This window comes from Actinoplanes ianthinogenes (assembly GCF_018324205.1).
GTDB classification, from domain to species: Bacteria; Actinomycetota; Actinomycetes; order Mycobacteriales; family Micromonosporaceae; genus Actinoplanes; species Actinoplanes ianthinogenes.
Map to the genome: position 1 here is coordinate 5,788,297 of NZ_AP023356.1, position 17,545 is coordinate 5,805,841.

Below are 17,545 nucleotides of genomic sequence, written 5' to 3' on the forward strand. Positions count from 1 at the left end.
GCGCCGGTTCACTGGGTGGTGGTGACCACCGTGTTCGTGCTGCTGGTGTTCCGGAAGGCGGCCAGCGTCAGGGACAGCTCGGCCGAGTCCTTCTCGACGAAGGTCAGGCCCGCCGACTGGATCAGCACCGCCCGCGGCTGGGTGTTCTGCAACTGGTTCACGAACTTGCTGATGTCGGCGACCGAGCCGGTCGCGTTCAGTGTGATCGGCAGTTCCTCGACCGTGGTCACCGTGTCGGACTTGGAACGGCCGGAGGCGGTGTACGCGCTCACGTCGACGTTCAGGGTGGAGCCGAGGGTCTGCAACTGCCGCAGGAACTCCGGGATGCTGTCCGCGGTCGGCAGCGCGTTCTCGAACCGGGCCTTGTCCGCCTTGTACTCGGCCAGGTTCTCGTTGTCCGCCTTCAGATCGGCCAGGCGCTTGCGCAGCTGGGCGAGCTGGGTGGTGGTGTCCTCGACCTGCCCGCGCATGTCGGAGGCCTCGGCGTACTTCGGCTTGATCATCAGGAACCAGCCGGTGACCACCAGGAGGACGATCAGGGCCAGGCCACCGAAGAGCCAGACGCGGTCGGAGCGGAGCCCGCTCATCACTTACCTCCGGACGTGCAGTCGGTCTCGCCCCACTGGCCGCAGAACGCCTTCGCGGTGATCGACACGGTCAGGCTGTAGGTGACGCCTTCCTTGTCGTCGTCGGCTCCGGAGACGTTGGAGACGAACGGGTCGGTGAGACCCTTCTTCTCGAGCTTGAGCAGGGCCTCGATGTACTTCGCGACGGCCTTCTTGTCCGTCGCGGTGCCGCTGATCGAGAGCTGGCCGACGCTGTTGGCCGACGACGCCTGCGCGCCGTCCTTGAGCAGCGTCCCGCTGACCTCGGACACGTCGGCGCCGGCGTCCTCGCCGGTGGTCCGCACCAGGTCGAGCATGGCCTGCCAGGACAGGTCCTGCGCCATCAGCTTGGCCAGTTCGCCGGAGAGCACCGTGTTGGTGTTCTTGGTCTGGGTCAGCTCGGTGTACTTGGTCTGCTGCTTCTGCACCGTCGACACCTGCCGGGTGACGTCCTCGAAGTCCGCCTCGGCACTCTGCTTGAGGGTGGCCGCCTGCCAGTACCAGCCGCTCAGCGCGGCCAGCACCAGCACCGCGCTGAGCAGCACGACGGCTCGGGTGCGCCGGGCCCGCCGGCTGTCGGTGATGTCCTGCGGGAGCAGGTTGGCGCGGATGCTGAGCACCCGCGACGCCTGCTGCGGCGAGACCGACGGGTCCAATGGCATCAATGCCGTGCTCATCGGCCCGCTCCCAAGGTGAGGCCGATCGACACGGCCGCCGACGGCACGAAACTGTCGAAACCGCGCTCCCGCGCCCGGCGGGTGTCGCGCAGGCGGGAGGTGCTGTCCGCGTACATCACGGCGATGCCGAGCTGCTCCTGGAGGTGCTCGGCGAGACCGGGCATCAGCGCGCCGCCGCCGGACAGCGACAGCCGGGTGACCTGCTTCTGGCGTTCGCCGGAGGCCAGGTAGGTGAACGAGCTGCGCAGCTCGCTGGCGAGCGGGCGGACCGCGTCGGTGAGCGCCGCCACGCTGTCCGGGGTGCCGTCGCCGTGCAGGCCGAACCGGCACTTGAGGCCCTCGGCCTGGATGGCCGGGATGCCGAGACGGGTCGCGATGCTGTCGGTGATCTCCGAGCCGCCGCGCGGCAGGGTACGCACGAACAGCGGCTCCCCGTCGGCGTGCACCACCACGCTGGTGATGTCGGCGCCGATGTCGACGATCGCCTCGACCTGGGCGTCCAGCCGGGAGGCGGCGCGCAGCAGGGCGAACGAGGCCAGGTCGACGCCGGTCACGTGCAGGCCGGCCTTCTCCACCGCCTGCACCAGGTCGAGCACGGCGTCCTTGGGCATGGCGATCAGCAGGCCGCGTACGGTGGGGTTGTTGCCCGGCTGCTCCAGCGGGTAGAAGTCGAGCAGCGCCTTCTCCACCGCCAGCGGCAGCTGGTCCTTGACCTGGAACGGCAGCGCCTGACGCATCTGGCCGGCCGGCAGGTTGGCGATCGACATCTCGCGGACCACCAGCTGCGGGTTGGTCACCCCGAGGTGCACCCGCTTGGTGCCGAACCGGGAGGCCGCCCAGAGCTGCTTGAGCGAGCTGGTGACGGTCAGCGGGTCCTGCACCACGCCGCCGTGCACGGTGCCCGGCGCGAGCGGGATCTGCCCGAAGTTGGTCAGCGTGTAGTCGTCTTTGGTGCGGCGGACCTCGACGGCCCGGATCGAGGACGAGCCGATGTCGAGCCCGATCGGTGTTGCGCCAGCCATCGGTCTTCCTTTCTGTCCGGGAACGTCACTACGGCTATCGGTCAGTACGGGGCGGAGGTGAGCAGGTTGGCGTACCAGTCGGTGATCGGCGCCGCGGCGAACACCGCGAGGAACGCGCCGGCCAGCATGTACGGCCCGAACGGGATCCGGCTCTTGCGCCCGGCCGTCCGGGTGGCGAGCAGGACCGCGCCGACCAGGCCGCCGAGCAGGAAGCCGGCGAACGCGCCGACCGCCACCGCGCCCCAGCCGAGCCAGCCGAGGTAGAAGCCGAGCAGCGGGGCGAGTTTCACGTCGCCGCCGCCCATGCCCCAGACGGCCAGCACGCGGTAGAGGGCGTAGAGCAGGATCGCGGCGAGCGCGCCGCGGAGCAGGGCGGCCGGGTCGCCGGCCAGCAGGGCGGCCGGGACCAGCAGGGCGGTGGCCACCGCGTACGAGGGGAGGACGATCTTGTCGGGGAGCCGCATCACGTCCAGGTCGATCAGCGCCAGGGCGATCGCGACGGCGGCCAGGTAGAGATAGCCGGGCAGGGCCCAGGACCAGCCGAACCGGGCGGCCACCGCGACGAACAGGGCGGCGGTGCCGGCCTCGACGAGCGGATAGCGGGCGCTGATCGGGGTGGCGCAGTCGGCGCACCGGCCGCGCAGCAGCAGCCATCCGAAGACCGGGACGTTGTGCCGGTTGCGGACCTCGTGGCCGCAGTTCGGGCAGTGCGAACCGGGACGGACCAGCGACTCGTCGCGGGGCACCCGGTGGATCACGACGTTCAGGAACGAGCCCACCGCGAGGCCGAACACTGCGGCCACCACCAGCAGCGGTACCAGCGGCATGTCGGACTCCTTCGGTAGTTGCCAGGGCGGGTGGCGCCACCAGCGGTGGCGCCACCCGTCAGGGTGTTACGAGGATCAGGCGGTGACGCCGGTGCAGCCGGAGCTGCTGACGGTGACGCCGCTGGCGGTCTGGACCGAGCCGCCGGCCGCGCTGCGGTAGACGTAGACCTTGCCGCTGCCGCCCGAGTTGGTCGCGCAGATGGCGTAGGTGCCGGTGGTGGCGTTGTTGATGTAGGTCAGCTGGGTCTTGTCGGAGACCGTGATGGTGCCGACCGTGGAGCCACCGGAGGTCAGGGCGATCGTCGAGGTGGTGGTGGCGGAGCTACCGGTGCCGCTGATGCTGGTCAGCGGGCCGGTCGGGTACAGGTTGCCGTTGCTGGTGTAGTACTGCTCCACCGCGCTGATCGCGCCACGCACGTCGGACTGCGCGGACTTGTCGGCCGCACCCTGGCGGTAGTTCAGGTAGACCGGCACGGCGATCGCGACCAGGACGCCGATGATGACCACCACGACCAGGAGCTCGATGAGCGTGAAGCCCTTGTCGTCGTCCTTCTTGGCGAGGATGTCGTCGCGCTTGACGGTCAGGCGGTCGATGACGTTCTGCATGGGGATTGCCTCCATAGGCATACAGGGGTGGGGCAGGGAAGGAAGAACCGGCAGTTGGGAGCGGCCGGGTGTACCGCGCGTGCGGCGTCGCACGCTGAGCGAGCGGGTCAGCTCGACTGAATGTTCTGGTAGATCGTGAACATCGGCAGGTAGAGACAGACGACCATGCCGCCGACCACCGCACCCATGATGAGCACCATGATCGGTTCGATCGAGGCGGCCAGGGACTCGGCGGCGGAGTCGACTTCCCTGTCGTAGAAGTCGGCAACCTTGTCGAGCATCTGACTGATCTGACCGCTCTCTTCCCCGACCTCGATCATCTGGTTGACCATCTCGGGAAAGATCTTGTGGTTCCGCATCGCCGTGGACATGGGCTGGCCGTCCCGGACGGTGCCCTGGATGTCCTTCATGGCGATGTTGATCACCTCGTTGCCGGTGGTCTCGCCGACCACCGCGAGCGCCTGCATGACCGGCACGCCGACGTTCAGCAGCAGGCCCAGGTTCCGGGAGAACCGGCTCATCGCCAGCTTCTGGAACAGTGAGCCGAAGACCGGCATGCGGACCTTGAGCTGGTCCACCCGGAGCCGGAACTCCGCGCTGGTCCGCAGCTGCCGCTTGTAGGCGACCGTGCTGCCGATCCCGGCGCCCAGCACCAGCGGCCCGATCCACCACATGTTGTGGCTGGTCGTGACCAGGAACTGGGTGATCGCCGGCAGTTCGCCACCGAGGCTCTTGAACATCCCCTCGAAGATCGGGACGATGAAGATCAGCATCGCCGCGATCAGCACGAAGGTGAAGCCCAGCACGATCGCCGGATAGGTCAGCGCGCTCTTGATCTTGCCGCGGAGCGCGGTGTCCTTCTCCAGGCTGTCGGCGATCTGCTCGAGAGCCCGGTCGATCATGCCGCCGGTCTCGCCGGCCCGGATCATCGCGACCATCAGCCGCGGGAAGACCCGGTCGTGCTTGGCCATCGAGGCGGAGAGCCCGCCACCGGCGGCCACGTCGGCGCGTACCTCGCCGAGCGCCTTCTTCAGCGGCGGCGACGAGGTCTGCTCCTCCATGATCGAGAGCGAGCGCAGCAGCGACATGCCCGACGAGGTCATGGTGGCGAATTGCCGGGCGAAGACCGCCAGGTCCTTGAGCTTGACCCGGTTGCCCAGCCCGGGGATCTTCAGCTCGCGCTGGAGACCCTGTCCGGCCTCGATCAGGCCGAGCGGCACCTCGCCACGCTGCTTGAGCATGTGGGTGGCGGCGGCCTCGTTGGGGGCCTCGATGGTCCCCTTCGACTTCTTGCCCGAGGCGTCGATCGTGTTGTACGTGAAAGTCTTGTTGGCGGTCATGATCATCCCCTGCCGACGAGCCGTTTGAGCTCCTCCGGAGAGTGACTGATCTCCAGAGCGGTCTGCATGGTGATCACGCCCTCACGCACCTTCTCGGCCAGGTGCTGATCGAAGGCGAGCATGCCCTCGTTGCTGCCGGCCTGCATGAAGGACGGGATCTGGTGCGACTTGCCCTCCCGGATGAGGCTCCGGATGGCCGGCGTCGCGGAGAGGATCTCGCAGATCACCGCACGGCCCTTGCCGTCCGCGCGGGGCGCCAGCGCCTGGGTGACCACACCCTGGAGACTGGCCGCCAGCTGCGCGCGGATCTGCAACTGCTGGTGCGGCGGGAAGATGTCGATGATCCGGTCGATGGTCTGGGTGGCGCTCTGCGTGTGCAGCGTCGCCATCACCAGGTGGCCGGTCTCGGCGGCGGTCAGCGCGGTCGACGTGGTGGTCAGGTCACGAAGCTCGCCGACCAGGATGATGTCCGGGTCCTGCCGCAGCGCGTGCTTGAGCGCGCTGGCGAAGGTCTCGGTGTCGGCGCCCACCTCGCGCTGGTTCACGATGCTGCGCTTGTGCGGGTGGAGGAACTCGATCGGGTCCTCGATGGTGATGATGTGGTCGGCGCGGCTGCGGTTGGCCAGGTCGAGCAGCGAGGCCAGGGTGGTGGTCTTGCCCGACCCGGTCGGGCCGGTGACCAGCACCAGTCCGCGCGGCAGGTGGGCGAAGCGGGCCACCGACTCCGGCATGCCCAGCTCGTCCAGCGGCTTGATCTTGTGCGGGATGGCCCGGAAGACCGCGCCGCACGAGGTGCGCTGCCGGTAGAGGTTGCCGCGGAACCGGGAGACGCCGATGATGCTGTGCGCGAAGTCCATCTCCTGCTCGCGCTCGAACGTCTCCCACTGGGCCGGGGTGACCGCCGCGCGGGCGAGCAGCTCGGTGTCCGAGGCGTTCAGCTTGCCGTACCCGGGTACCGGGCGCAGCGCGCCGTCGACCCGCATCATCGGCGGCGATCCCACCGTGAGGTGGAGGTCCGAGCCGCGCGACTCGACCAGCGTGATCAGCAACTGGTCGAGCACGGCGAGGTCGTCCGCGCTGGCGGCCGTCTCCGGCTGCCGCACCTCGTGCTCGATCGTGTTCACGGTTCCGGCCCTCTCGTTCGCTGTCCGACGCCTGTTGATTCGGCATCCCGGCGGCCGGGTTTAGTAGCGGTACGGGTGCTGTCAGACTGCTACTCGGGACACCTCCCGCACGGAGGTCAGGCCGCCCGCCGCCTTGGCCAGGCCGTCGGCGCGCAGTTCGTACATGCCCTGGGCGAGCGCGACCTCGCGGATCTCGCCGGCCGCGGCCCGCTGGATGCACAGCGACTCGATCTCCGGGCTGATCGGCATCACCTCGTGCAGCGCGATCCGGCCCTTGTACCCGGTGTTCGCGCAGTTGCGGCAGCCCACCGGCCGGTACAGCACCTGCGGGAAGGCCAGGTCCTCCAGCGGCCAGCGGGCGCCCAGCACCTCCTCCTCGGTCGGCTGGTACGCCTCCTTGCACCAGTCGCAGAGCCGCCGCGCCAGCCGCTGGGCCAGCACGCAGTCCAGCGACGAGCCGACCAGGAACGGCTCGATGCCCATCTCGGTGAGCCGGGTGACCGCGCCCGGCGCGTCGTTGGTGTGCAGCGTGGAGAGCAGCAGGTGACCGGTGAGCGCCGCCTCGACGGCGATCTGCGCGGTGGTGCCGTCCCGGATCTCACCGATCAGCACCACGTCCGGGTCGGAGCGCAGGATGGCCGGCAGCACCGCGGCGAAGGTCAGTCCGGCCTTGGCGTTCACCTGCACCTGGTTGATCCCGCGCAACCGGTACTCGACCGGGTCCTCGATGGTGATCACGTTGACTTCCGGCTTGCTGATCCGGCCCAGCGTGGCGTACAGCGTGGTCGACTTGCCGGACCCGGTCGGGCCGGTCACCAGCACCATCCCGTGCGGTTTGCTGAACGACTCCTCGAACCGGCGCAGGTTGTGCTCGGTGAACCCGAGTTTGCGCAGGTCCAGGTCGATGCCGCCGGTGTCGAGCACGCGCAGCACGATCTTCTCGCCCCACACCGTGGGCAGCGTCGCGGTCCGCAGGTCGACCGTCCGGTCCCGGATCAGCGCGGTGATCCGGCCGTTCTGCGGGATCCGCTTCTCGGTGATGTCGACGCCCGACATGATCTTGATGCGGGAGGTCAGCGCCGCCATCACGCCCCGCGGCACGATGTCCACCTCGTGCAGCACGCCGTCGATCCGGTACCGCACCCGCATGTCGTCCTCGGTCGGCTCCAGGTGCAGGTCGGAGGCGCGGTTCATGACCGCCTGCTCGATCAGGCTGTTCACGTACCGGACGATCGGGGCGTCGTCGGTGCTGGTCTGCTGCGCGGCCATGCCGGCCGAGTCGCCGGTCTCGGCGTCCGCCAGGTCGCCGAGGTCGCTGTCCTCGCGCTGCAGTTTCTCGATGATCCGGCGGACCTCGGAGCGGGCCACCACCACCGGGCGGACCGTCATGCCGGTCGCCGCCCGGACGTCGTCCAGCGCCACCACGTCGGCCGGGTCGGTCACGCCGACCACCAGCTCGCCGTCGGTGATGGCCAGGCCGAGCACCCGGTGCCGGAGCACCACCGGCAGCGGGATCCGCTTCAGCGCGGTCGGGTCGGGGGTGAAGCCGACCAGGTCCAGGGTGTTGATCCCGAAGGCCGCCGCGGCCGCCTGGGTCAGCTGCTCCTCGGTGACCACCTGGTCGTTGATCAGGACAGCGCGCACCGGCCGGCCGCTGCGCTGTGCCTCCTCGGCGGCGGCGTCGACCGCGTGCGGGTCGATGCCGATCTGCTTCAGAGCGTCAAGCAGAGGCCGGAAGGTCTGGTCCATGAAGTCCTCAAGCGCGGCGGCACAGGGTATACACCCCTCCATCGGACATCCCGGCCGAAAACTTAGTGGCGAAAGGTCCGGCGATAAGCCGACGGCGCCACCCCGATCGTGGCGTGCAGGTGCTGCCGCAGGGCGGTGGCGCTGCCCAGCCCGGACCGCCGGGCCACCACGTCCATCCCCAGGTCGGTCGACTCCAGCAGCAGCCGGGCGTGCTCCACCCGCTGCCGCAGCAGCCACTGCCGCGGGCTCGACCCGGTCTCGTCCCGGAACCGGCGGGTGAAGGTGCGCACGCTCATCCGGGCGTGCCCGGCCATCTCCTCCAGGGTGACCGGCTCGCTCAGCCGGTCGAGGACCCAGGCCCGGGTCGGCTCGGTGCCGATGCCGCCGCCGGCCGGGACCGGGCGCTCGATGTACTGCGCCTGGCCGCCGTCCCGCCAGGGCGGCACCACGCAGCGGCGGGCCGCCCGGTTGGCCACCTCGGCGCCGTGGTCGGAGCGGACGATGTGCAGGCACAGGTCCACCCCGGCGCCGACGCCGGCCGAGGTGAGCACGTCCCCGTCGTCGACGAACAGCACGTCGAAGTCCCAGTCGACCCGCGGGTAGAGCCCGCCGATCCGTTTCGCCCAGGCCCAGTGGGTGGCGGCCGGGCGGCCGTCCAGCAGGCCGGCCGCGGCGAGCACCGAGGCGCCGGTGCAGATCGACACGATCCGGGCGCCACGCGCGGCCGCGGCGAGCAGCGCCTCGCGAACCGGGCCGGGAAGCGTGCCGTCGGTGACCGGGCCGCCGGTGTGGATGCCCGGCACCAGGACGGTGTCCGCCCGGGCCACCACCGAGAGGTCGTGGTCCGGCGTCACGGTGAAGCCGGCCTCGGCGCGCGCCGGGCCCTCGCCGCAGACCAGCAGCTCATAGAGCCGATTCCGGTCGGGGTCGCGGGAGGCGCCGAACACCTGGGCGGGCACACCCAGGTCGAAGGGGACGACACCGTCGAGGACCAGGACCGCGATGGAGTGCATGGCCCGATTCTTGCGCATGATGGCCTTCGGGCCACTCGTCCGGACGGGCCGGACTGCCGAGAATCATCACGTGAAGATGCGTATCCACCCCGCCTGGTCGGTCGCCGCGGTCGCGTTCATCGCGCTGATCGGTGCGGCCGGCTTCCGCTCCACGCCCTCGGTGATGCTCCAGCCGCTGCACGCCGAGTTCGGCTGGTCGCTCGGCACCATCTCCGCCGCCGTCTCGGTGAACCTGGTGCTCTACGGCCTGACCGCGCCGTTCGCCGCGGCCCTGATGGCGAAGTTCGGCATCCGCCGGGTGGCCGCCGTCGCGCTGCTGCTGGTCGCGCTCGGCTCCGGGTTGACCGTGTTCATGCGGCAGAGCTGGCAACTGATGCTCTGCTGGGGCGTGCTGGTCGGGCTCGGTACCGGCTCGCTGGCGCTGGGCTTCGTGGCCACCATCACCGGGCGCTGGTTCGTCAAGCACCGGGGCCTGGTCACCGGGGTGCTCACGGCCGGCGGCGCGACCGGCAACCTGATCTTCCTGCCGGTGCTGTCCCGGATCACCGAGTCGCACGGCTGGCGCACGGCGGCGCTCACCGTCTCGGTGGTTGCGCTGTTGGTCGTACCGTTGATCCTCTGGCGCCTCCGGGACCACCCGCAGGACCTGGGCGTGACCGCGCTCGGCGGGGTCACCGAGCCGCCGGCGAAGCCGGTGGGCAATGCCGCCAAGGCCGCGCTGACCGCTCTCCGCGACGCCGCGAAGACCCGGCCGTTCTGGCTGCTCGCGGGCGGTTTCGCGATCTGCGGGGCGACCACCAACGGGCTGGTCGGCACGCACTTCATCCCGGCCGCGCACGACCACGGCATGCCGAACACCACCGCGGCGAGCCTGCTCGCGCTCGTCGGCCTCTTCGACATCGTCGGCACGATCGCCTCCGGCTGGCTCACCGACCGGGTCGACAGCCGGATCCTGCTGGGCGCGTACTACGCGCTGCGCGGCCTGTCGCTGCTGATCCTGCCGTCGCTCCTGGCCGCCACGGCACACCCGGGCATGCTGGTCTTCATCCTGTTCTACGGCCTGGACTGGGTCGCCACGGTGCCGCCGACGGTCACCCTGTGCCGGGAGTATTACGGCGCGGCCGGCCCGGTCGTCTTCGGCTGGGTCTTCGCGTCACACCAGTTCGGCGCGGCGATCGCGGCCACCGCGGCCGGCCTGGTCCGTGATCAGCTCGGCGCGTACACCTGGGCCTGGTACGGCGCCGGGGGCCTGGCGATCCTCGGCTCGATCCTGAGCCTGATGCTCTTCGCCGGCAAACGCCTCAAGCCGATCGCGCCGGGGCTGGGCTTGGCGGTTCCGGCCGCCAAGGCTTAGACCCCAACCCTTTCGGTACGACTTGCGGCCCCGGCCACTCCCGTCGCGACGACCGCTGGGCCGCGGGCCGCACCCGCGGCCCGCGGTTCGCTTCGGCGCGAGGCGGTCCCGGTCCGTCGCATCGCGTCACGGGCGCGTGCTCAGGGCGTACGCAAAAGGGGGTTTTGTCGGAAAACTTCAGGGTGTGACGTGCACCACTTCGAGGAGGCCGCTCAGGACCAGGATCTGGCGCACGTTGTCGCTCGGGTGGGACAGCGAGAACGGGATCGCCTGGTCACGAGCGCGCTGGAAGCCGGAGATCAGCGCACCCAGCCCGGTCGAGTCGATGAACGCGACGCCGGCCATGTCGACCACGATCTGCCGCGGACGCCCGGTGACCGCCTCGCCGAGCGCCACCCGGACCTGCTCCACGGTCAGCACGTCGATCTCTCCGCGCAGCGAGACGGTCGTGGTGCCGCCATCGGTATCCAGCGTCGTCACTTCTTCGATCACCGGGGGCCTTCCGTCTCGCCGGGCGCGTTGCCCGCTTTGCTGTGGCGGGGGTTCCACGTACGGTAATCGGCATCACCAAGACGTGAGGAGCACGGTGTGCCGATCCGTGGCGGTCTGCCGCCGCGCAACCCCCGCTTCGTGGGTCGTGAAGAACTACTGTCCCGCGTGCGCGGCCTGCTCGGCAACGGTCCCGTCGTGCTGCTGCCGAGTCCGGACCATCAGCTCGGCGGAACAGGACGTACCCAGTTGGCGGTGGAATATGCCTACCGGCACGCCGACTCCTACGATCTGGTGTGGTGGATCCCGGCCGAGCAGAACGCCGGGATGCGGGCGGCCCTCGCCGGCCTGGCGCAGAAACTCGGGCTGCCCGAGGCGCGCGATCTCAACCGCACCCTCGGTGCGGTGCGCGACGCGCTGAGCAAGGGCGAGCCGTTCCGGCACTGGCTGGTCGTGTTCGAGAACGCGAACCGGCCCGAGGACATCATGCCGTACCTGCCCTCCGGCGCCGGGCACGTGCTGGTGACCAGCCGCAATCCACGCTGGACCGCCGAGGTGGCGCAGGCGCTGCCGGTGCCGGTGTTCGACCGGCCGGACGCCGTCGACCTGCTGCGCGCCCGCACCCCGGACCTCGCCCCGGAGGATGCCGACCGGCTCGCCGCGGCCCTCGGCGACGTGCCGATCGCGCTCGACCTGGCCGCCGCGGTCCGCTCCGCGACCGGCTGGCCGGTCCCGGAATACCTCGACCGCTATCACCGGCGGGCCGGTGAGCTGGCCTTCCCCACCCCGCTCCGGGTCGCCTGGGGGCTGGCCGCCGACGCGCTCGGCGAGGCCGCTCCGGCCGACCGGATGCTGCTGGAGCTCTGCACGTTCCTGGCCAGCGCCCCGATCTCCTGGCAACTGCTCTGGGCGGCGCGCACCCTGCCGCTCGACCCGGAGGTGGCCCGCACGGTCCGGGTGGAGCGCCGGCTGCGGGCCGCGATGCGCCGGATCGCCCGGTACGGCCTGGCCGGCCTGGACCCGTCCGGCGAGCGCCTGACCGTGCACCCGCTGATCCGCGGCATGTTCGGCCAGGAGCTCAGCTCGGAGCGGCACGCCGACCTGCTGCGCACCGTGCGCGCGATGCTCTCGGCGGCTGACCCGGGCGACCCGGACAACCCGGCCGGCTGGTATCGGTACGCCGAGCTGGCCCCGCATCTGATCCACTCCGACCTGCTCGGCGGTGACGCCGAGGAGATCCGCCAGCTGGTGATCAACTGCATCCGGTTCCACTTCGCCCGCGGCGACTACGACTCCAGCCGCGAGCTGGCCGGCTCCGCGGTGGCCCGCTGGCGCGACGCCCTGGGCGAGTCCGCCGAGCAGACCCTGCTCGCCTCGTTCCACCTGGCCAACGCCCTGCGCGCGGTGGGCCGCACGACCGACGCCCGGACGCTGAACCTGCAAACCCTGCGCACCCAGCGCGACGTGTTCGGCGCCGACGACGAGGCCACCCTGGCCACCGCCAACAGCGTCGGCGGCGACCTGCGCATGCAGGGCCACTTCGGACAGGCCCGGCAGCTGGACGCGGACAACCTGGTGCGCTACCGGCGGCTGTTCGGGGAGAGCTTCCCGACCGCGCTGCGCTGCGCCAACAACCTCGGCATCGACCTGCGGCTGATCGGCGACTTCCGGGGCGCCCGGTCGCTGGACGAGCAGACCCTGCGGCACCGGCAGGCGATCAACGCGCCCGGCCACCCGGAGACCCTGGCGTCCCGGGCCGCGCTCGCCTACGACCTGTTCGGCCTGGGCGACTACGCCGGGGTGGCGACGGTCCTGGGCGGGCACGCCGAGCAGGTCGCCGAGGACCACCCGTTCGCGCTCTGGGCCGGCCGGCTGACCGCGATGGCCGCGCACCGGCGGGGCCGGCCGGAGGCCCGGGAACTGGCCACCGCCAACTTCGCCGCCTGCCGGCAGCGGTTCGGCGACCTGAACGTGGACACCCTGGCCACCGCGGTCTCGCTGGCCAACTGCGTGCGCGCGGCCGGTGACCTGGCCGGCGCGCACGAGCTGCTGGAACGCGCGGTGATCCGGTTCCACGCGGTGCTCGGCGACGAGCACCCGTTCACCCTGGCCGCCTCGGCCGGGCTGGCCGGGGTGGTCCGCGCGGCCGGGCGGCACGCCGAGGCCCGGACCATCGACGAGGAGGTGCTCGGCGGGCTGCGGCGCAGTGTCGGCGCCGACCACCCGTTCACGCTGAGCTGCGCGAACGGGCTGGCCGCCGACCTGTTCGCGGCCGGTGAGGCGATGCCGGGACGGGAGCTGGCCGCCGACACGCTGCGCCGCTCCCGGGTGGTGCGCGGGGCCGACCATCCGGACACGGTGGCCTGCGCGTGGAACCTGGCGCTGGCCGATCAGGACGAGGCGGCGCAGCAGCAGGCCGTGGCGGCGCTGACCAAGGCGTACGGCGACGGGCACCCGATCTTCCAGGTCACCTCCGCCGGGCAGCGGCTGGAGACCGACATCGATCTGCCGCCGCTCTGATCGGGGTGTGCGCGAAAGCCGCCCGCTGCTCTCAGGCGCCGCCGTTGATCGCCCCGGTGCGCAGCGCGCCCTCCTTGACCTTCCACTTGGCCAGCAGCGCGTCGTAGGTGCCGTCGTCGATCATCGCGTACAGGGCGGTCTGCACGGCGCTGGTGAGCGCCCTGCGGTCCTTGGCGATCCCCATGCCGTACGGAATCGCCTCGATCTGCGGACCGGACAGCTCGATGGTCTTCATCTTCTCGACGTCGAGCGCGGCGATCGGGAAGTCGTTCAGCGCGGCGTCCGCCCGGCCGTCGCGCACGTCGGCGGACGGCTTGTTGGACAGCACCACGGTCAGCTTCTTCCGGCCGCAGTCCCGTTTCTGGGCGGTGGCCATCTCGACGAACACGGTCTCCGGCTGGGCCGCGACCCGCCGCCCGCACAGTCCCGGCATGCCGCCGATGTCCCCGGCGCCCTTGCGGACGACGATCGACGTGCCGGCGTTCAGATAATTGACGAAGTCGACCTTCTTCTGCCGCTCGGCCCGGTCGAACATCGACGAGATGGACATGTCGATCTTGTGCTGTCCGACCTGGTCCAGCAGGTCGCCGAAGGACACCGTCTGCCAGCGTGTGGTCAGGCCGAGCTTGCCGGCCACCGCCTCGGCCAGGTCGATGTCCAGACCGGCGTACTTCTCGCCGTTCTTGAACGTCATCGGCTCGAACGTCGGGTCGGTGCCGGTGATCAGGATCCCGGACTGCTTGATCGAGTCGGGCAGCGCCGCCCGGGCCTCGGCGAGCCGGTCCAGGGGCGCGCTCTCCGGTTCGCCGTCCGAGCAGCCGCCGGCCGCTGTCAGGGTGACCGTGGCGGCGAGCAACAGAGCCATGATTCGCACAACAACCTCCGTGCCTTTTCTTCGGCCGATGCGGAACCGGCCTTAGCGACGCGGATCGGCCGTTACGGTGCCAGGGGAGGGAGAGATCATCGTGACGTTCACCATCCGGCGGCAGATCGCCGGCCTGGCGGTGGCCGGATTCATCCTGGTCATCGTGGCCGGTGCGATCGGATACCGCGGCATCTCCACGATCGCCGCCCAGCAGACGACCGCCCGGGCGGCCGCCTCGGCGCAGCAGGCCGTGCAGTCGGCCGACACCGCGCGGGCGCTGTTCCGTGGCAACGTGCTGGCCACCCTGGTCTCCAACAACGCCACCGAGCGGCAGGAGGCGCTCGACCTGCTCGGCGCGAACGTGGCCCAGGCCCGGACCGGCATCGACGACGTGATCCGGCACATGCCGAGCCTGCGCGCGCAGGCCGACGCCGTGCTGCCGGTGCTCGACGAGCTGATCGCCTCCGGCCAGCGGATGGTGACCCTGGCCAGCCGGGTCGCCTCGGACCCGGACCGGACCGCCGCCCTGGCCGCCCGGCCCGCCTACGACGAGGTCGACGCGAAGGCCGCGGAGGCCCTCGACCGGCTCAGCGCGGCGATCACCGAGCAGGTCCAGCGTGCCTACGCGCACGCCACCGCGGCCGCCGGGCACGCGAAGCTGGAGACGCTGATCATCGGCATCCTGGCCGCCCTGCTGCTCGGCGGCGCCGCGCTGCTGCTGGCCCGCCGGATCGCCAGCCGGGTGAACCACAACCTGGCCGCCGCGCAGGCGATCGCCGGCTACGACCTGACCGTGGACGCCTCGCTGCCCGGCGGCGACGAGCTGGCGCAGCTCGGCGCCAGCCTGAACGCGGTGGTCGGCTCGCTGCGGACCGCGATGGTGGACATCGGCGGGAACGCCAACTCGGTCGCCGCCGCCTCGGAACAGCTGACCGCCACCAGCCGGCAGCTGTCCGAGGGCGCCGGGACGGCCTCCGCCGAGGCCGGCAAGGCCAGCCAGGACATCGGCAAGGTGACGGCGAGCGTGGACGAGACCACCGCGGCGGCGCGCGGCCTGGAGGCGTCCATCGACGACATCACCACGGCCGTGGCCGAGGCCGACCGGGTCGCCAAGGAGGCCGTGGAGCTGGCCGCGAACACCAACCGGAGCATCGAGGGGCTGCGCAGCTCCAGCGAGGAGGTCTCCGCGGTGGTCAGCATCATCACCGGGATCGCCGAGCAGACGAACCTGCTCGCCCTGAACGCGACGATCGAGGCGGCCCGGGCCGGGGAACAGGGCAAGGGGTTCGCGGTGGTGGCCGGCGAGGTGAAGGACCTGTCCCAGGAGACCGCCTCGGCGACCGGGGACATCTCCGACAAGGTGACCGCCATGCAGCGGGACACCGCCGGCGCGTTCGAGGCGATCACCCGGATCAGCGAGGTGATCGACCAGATCGACCGGCTGCAACGGACCATCTCCCTGGCCCTGGAGAACCAGAAGGCCGCGACCGGGCAGATCGTCGCCAGCGTGAACTCCGCGGTGCACTCGGCGACCGGGGTCGCCGACTCGATCAACCGGGTCGCCGACACCACCACGCTGACCCACGAGGCGGCCACCCAGACCGAGGCGGCCGCGACCGAACTGGCCCAGTTGTCCCACCGGCTGCGCCAGGTGTCGGACCAGTTCCGGCACTGACACCCCGGCCGGTCAGGCGCAGATGTCCCGGTCGGCCTGCTTGTCCAGCAGCTCGGTGACGTCAAGGGCGGGCATCGGCTTGGCGAAGTGGTAGCCCTGCGCCCGGCTGCACGCCAGGTCCCGCAGCCACTCGGCCTGCGCCGCGTCCTCCACGCCCTCGGCCACCGGCGCCAGGTTGAAGGTCCGCGCGATGTGCAGCACCGCCTCGGCCACCGACGCCCCGCCGCTCTCCGGCATCGCCTGCACGAACGACCGGTCGATCTTGACGACGTCCACCGGCAGCGCGCTCAGGTGGCTGAGCGAGGAGAACCCGGTGCCGAAGTCGTCCAGCGCGATCCGCACCCCGAGATCCTTGAGCTCGCTCAGGATCCGGGCCGACTCCTCCAGGTCGACCAGCGCCACCGACTCGGTCAGCTCCAGGACCAGGTGCTCCGGCTCCAGGCCGGTGCGCTCCAGGACGGCGCGGACCTCGGCGACCAGGTTCGGGTTGCTCAGCTGCGAGGCGGACAGGTTGACGTTCATCTCGAAGCCGGGGAACTGGCGCTGCCAGTTGACCGCCTGCCGGCAGGCCTCCTCGAGCACCCAGCCGCCGAGCCGGGGGAGCAGACCCAGCTGCTCGGCCAACTCCAGGAACAGGCCGGGCGGGACCAGGCCCTTCTCCGGGTGCTGCCAGCGGATCAGCGCCTCGACGCCGACGGTGTGCTCGCCGTCCAGGTCGACGATCGGCTGGTAGTGCACCTCGAACTCGCCCAGGTCCAGGGCCCGGATGATGTCGCCCTCGGCCTTGCGGCGCTGCTCCTCCAGGGCGAACAGCTCCGGGTCGAACCGGCGGGCGGTGCCGCCGCCGTCCAGTTTGGCGCGGTGCAGGGCCTGGTCGGCCTCGCGCAGCACGTGGTCGACGGTCTCGCCGCCGCCGGCGGTGATCGCGACACCCGCGCTGGCCCGGACGGTCATCTTGATGCCGGCCACCTCCAGCGGCCGGTGCAGCTCGGTGAGCACCCGGTCGGCCACCGCGACCGCGGCCTGCTCGTCCTCCAGGCCGGGCAGCAGCACCACGAACTCGTCGCTGTCGAGGCGCGCGACCACGTCGTTGGCCCGCACGTTGGCGGCCAGCCGGTCGGCCGCCGCGCGCAGCAGCTCGTCGCCGACCTCGTGGCCGTGCGTGTCGTTGAGCTCGCGGAAGCCGTCCAGGTCGACCACGATCACCGCGGTCATCGTCCGGCTCGCCTCGGAGAGCTCGTGCTCGGCCCGCTCCAGGAACATCTTGCGGTTGCCGAGGCCGGTCAGCGGGTCCCGGTACGCCTGCCTGGCCAGCAGCGCCCGCTGCGTGGTCATCTCGCGCATCAGCGCGGTGTCCGAGCCGGCCCCGATCCAGCGGCGGATCAGCACCGCCACGGCCATCGCCAGCAGCAGCCAGACCGCGCCCCGGGCGAGCTCGCCCTGCAGGTGCCGGATGCCGCTGACGGCCAGGGCCGCCGCGGTCGGCGCGAAGCGCAGGACCGGCCGCTCCGGCGCGACCAGCAGCATCGCCAGGCCGAGACAGAGGGCCGCGGCCACCGGCACCAGCCGGGTCGTCCAGGTCCCGTCGGCAGCGTCCGCTGCCGGCCACACCAGCAATACCAGCGAAGCCAGAACGACGCCGTCGTCGACGACACGCCGCATCCGGTCCAAGAGAGCTT

Annotated in this window: 15 protein-coding genes; 3 read left to right on the forward strand and 12 right to left on the reverse strand. The window is 71.2% G+C overall.

Features of this window, described 5'->3' with window-relative positions; genetic code table 11:
- Positions 1 to 8 precede the first annotated feature (8 nt).
- The 9 genes from Aiant_RS26195 to Aiant_RS26235 all read right to left on the reverse strand — a co-directional run bounded on the left by Aiant_RS26195 (position 9) and on the right by Aiant_RS26235 (position 8,981).
- Entirely contained in the window at positions 9 to 587 is a 579-nt protein-coding gene (locus Aiant_RS26195) for a type IV pilus inner membrane component PilO (RefSeq protein WP_189329481.1), read from the reverse strand.
- Entirely contained in the window at positions 587 to 1,282 is a 696-nt protein-coding gene (locus tag Aiant_RS26200) for a hypothetical protein (RefSeq protein WP_189329482.1), read from the reverse strand. Before Aiant_RS26200 ends, Aiant_RS26195 begins: the two co-directional genes overlap by 1 nt.
- Entirely contained in the window at positions 1,279 to 2,304 is a 1,026-nt protein-coding gene (gene pilM / locus Aiant_RS26205; protein ID WP_189329483.1) for a type IV pilus assembly protein PilM, read from the reverse strand. The genes Aiant_RS26200 and pilM overlap by 4 nt, the downstream gene beginning before the upstream one ends.
- A 41-nt stretch (positions 2,305 to 2,345) precedes the next feature.
- Positions 2,346 to 3,131 (reverse strand): prepilin peptidase, encoded by a 786-nt coding sequence (locus Aiant_RS26210; protein ID WP_189329484.1) that lies wholly within the window; start codon positions 3,129 to 3,131, stop codon positions 2,346 to 2,348.
- A 75-nt stretch (positions 3,132 to 3,206) separates the two neighbouring features.
- Positions 3,207 to 3,737 (reverse strand): type II secretion system protein, encoded by a 531-nt coding sequence (locus Aiant_RS26215; RefSeq protein ID WP_189329485.1) that lies wholly within the window; start codon positions 3,735 to 3,737, stop codon positions 3,207 to 3,209.
- A gap of 107 nt (positions 3,738 to 3,844) precedes the next feature.
- Positions 3,845 to 5,077, reverse strand: a complete 1,233-nt coding sequence (locus tag Aiant_RS26220; protein WP_189329486.1) for a type II secretion system F family protein — start codon at positions 5,075 to 5,077, stop codon at positions 3,845 to 3,847.
- A gap of 2 nt (positions 5,078 to 5,079) precedes the next feature.
- Positions 5,080 to 6,201: a type IV pilus twitching motility protein PilT gene (locus Aiant_RS26225; RefSeq protein ID WP_189329487.1), complete on the reverse strand. Its 1,122-nt coding sequence runs from the start codon at positions 6,199 to 6,201 to the stop codon at positions 5,080 to 5,082.
- A gap of 81 nt (positions 6,202 to 6,282) precedes the next feature.
- Entirely contained in the window at positions 6,283 to 7,950 is a 1,668-nt protein-coding gene (locus Aiant_RS26230; RefSeq protein WP_189329488.1) for a GspE/PulE family protein, read from the reverse strand.
- Between the two features lie 62 nt (positions 7,951 to 8,012).
- A complete protein-coding gene (locus Aiant_RS26235) occupies positions 8,013 to 8,981 on the reverse strand; it encodes a GlxA family transcriptional regulator (RefSeq protein WP_189329489.1) in 969 nt (322 codons plus the stop codon).
- 58 nt (positions 8,982 to 9,039) lie between these two features.
- On the opposite strand from Aiant_RS26235, the gene Aiant_RS26240 reads away from it, so the two are divergent.
- Positions 9,040 to 10,317, forward strand: a complete 1,278-nt coding sequence (locus tag Aiant_RS26240) for an MFS transporter (protein WP_229829933.1) — start codon at positions 9,040 to 9,042, stop codon at positions 10,315 to 10,317.
- Between the two features lie 177 nt (positions 10,318 to 10,494).
- On the opposite strand, the gene Aiant_RS26245 is transcribed toward Aiant_RS26240, so the two are convergent.
- Positions 10,495 to 10,809, reverse strand: a complete 315-nt coding sequence (locus tag Aiant_RS26245; protein WP_189329490.1) for an STAS domain-containing protein — start codon at positions 10,807 to 10,809, stop codon at positions 10,495 to 10,497.
- 96 nt (positions 10,810 to 10,905) lie between these two features.
- Between Aiant_RS26245 and fxsT the strand changes: the two genes are divergently transcribed.
- Positions 10,906 to 13,326 (forward strand): FxSxx-COOH system tetratricopeptide repeat protein, encoded by a 2,421-nt coding sequence (gene fxsT, locus Aiant_RS26250; protein ID WP_189329491.1) that lies wholly within the window; start codon positions 10,906 to 10,908, stop codon positions 13,324 to 13,326.
- Between the two features lie 31 nt (positions 13,327 to 13,357).
- Here the strand turns inward: fxsT and Aiant_RS26255 are convergent, their stop codons facing one another.
- Positions 13,358 to 14,191, reverse strand: coding sequence for a transporter substrate-binding domain-containing protein (locus Aiant_RS26255; RefSeq protein WP_189329492.1), 834 nt, complete (start codon positions 14,189 to 14,191; stop codon positions 13,358 to 13,360).
- Between the two features lie 100 nt (positions 14,192 to 14,291).
- Here Aiant_RS26255 and Aiant_RS26260 point away from each other — a divergent pair, with 100 nt between their 5' ends.
- Complete coding sequence (locus Aiant_RS26260; RefSeq protein ID WP_189329493.1) at positions 14,292 to 15,866, forward strand: methyl-accepting chemotaxis protein; 1,575 nt, start codon at positions 14,292 to 14,294, stop codon at positions 15,864 to 15,866.
- 12 nt (positions 15,867 to 15,878) lie between these two features.
- Here Aiant_RS26260 and Aiant_RS26265 read toward each other — a convergent pair whose 3' ends face one another.
- Entirely contained in the window at positions 15,879 to 17,528 is a 1,650-nt protein-coding gene (locus Aiant_RS26265) for a putative bifunctional diguanylate cyclase/phosphodiesterase (RefSeq protein ID WP_229829895.1), read from the reverse strand.
- Between the last annotated feature and the right edge of the window lie 17 nt (positions 17,529 to 17,545).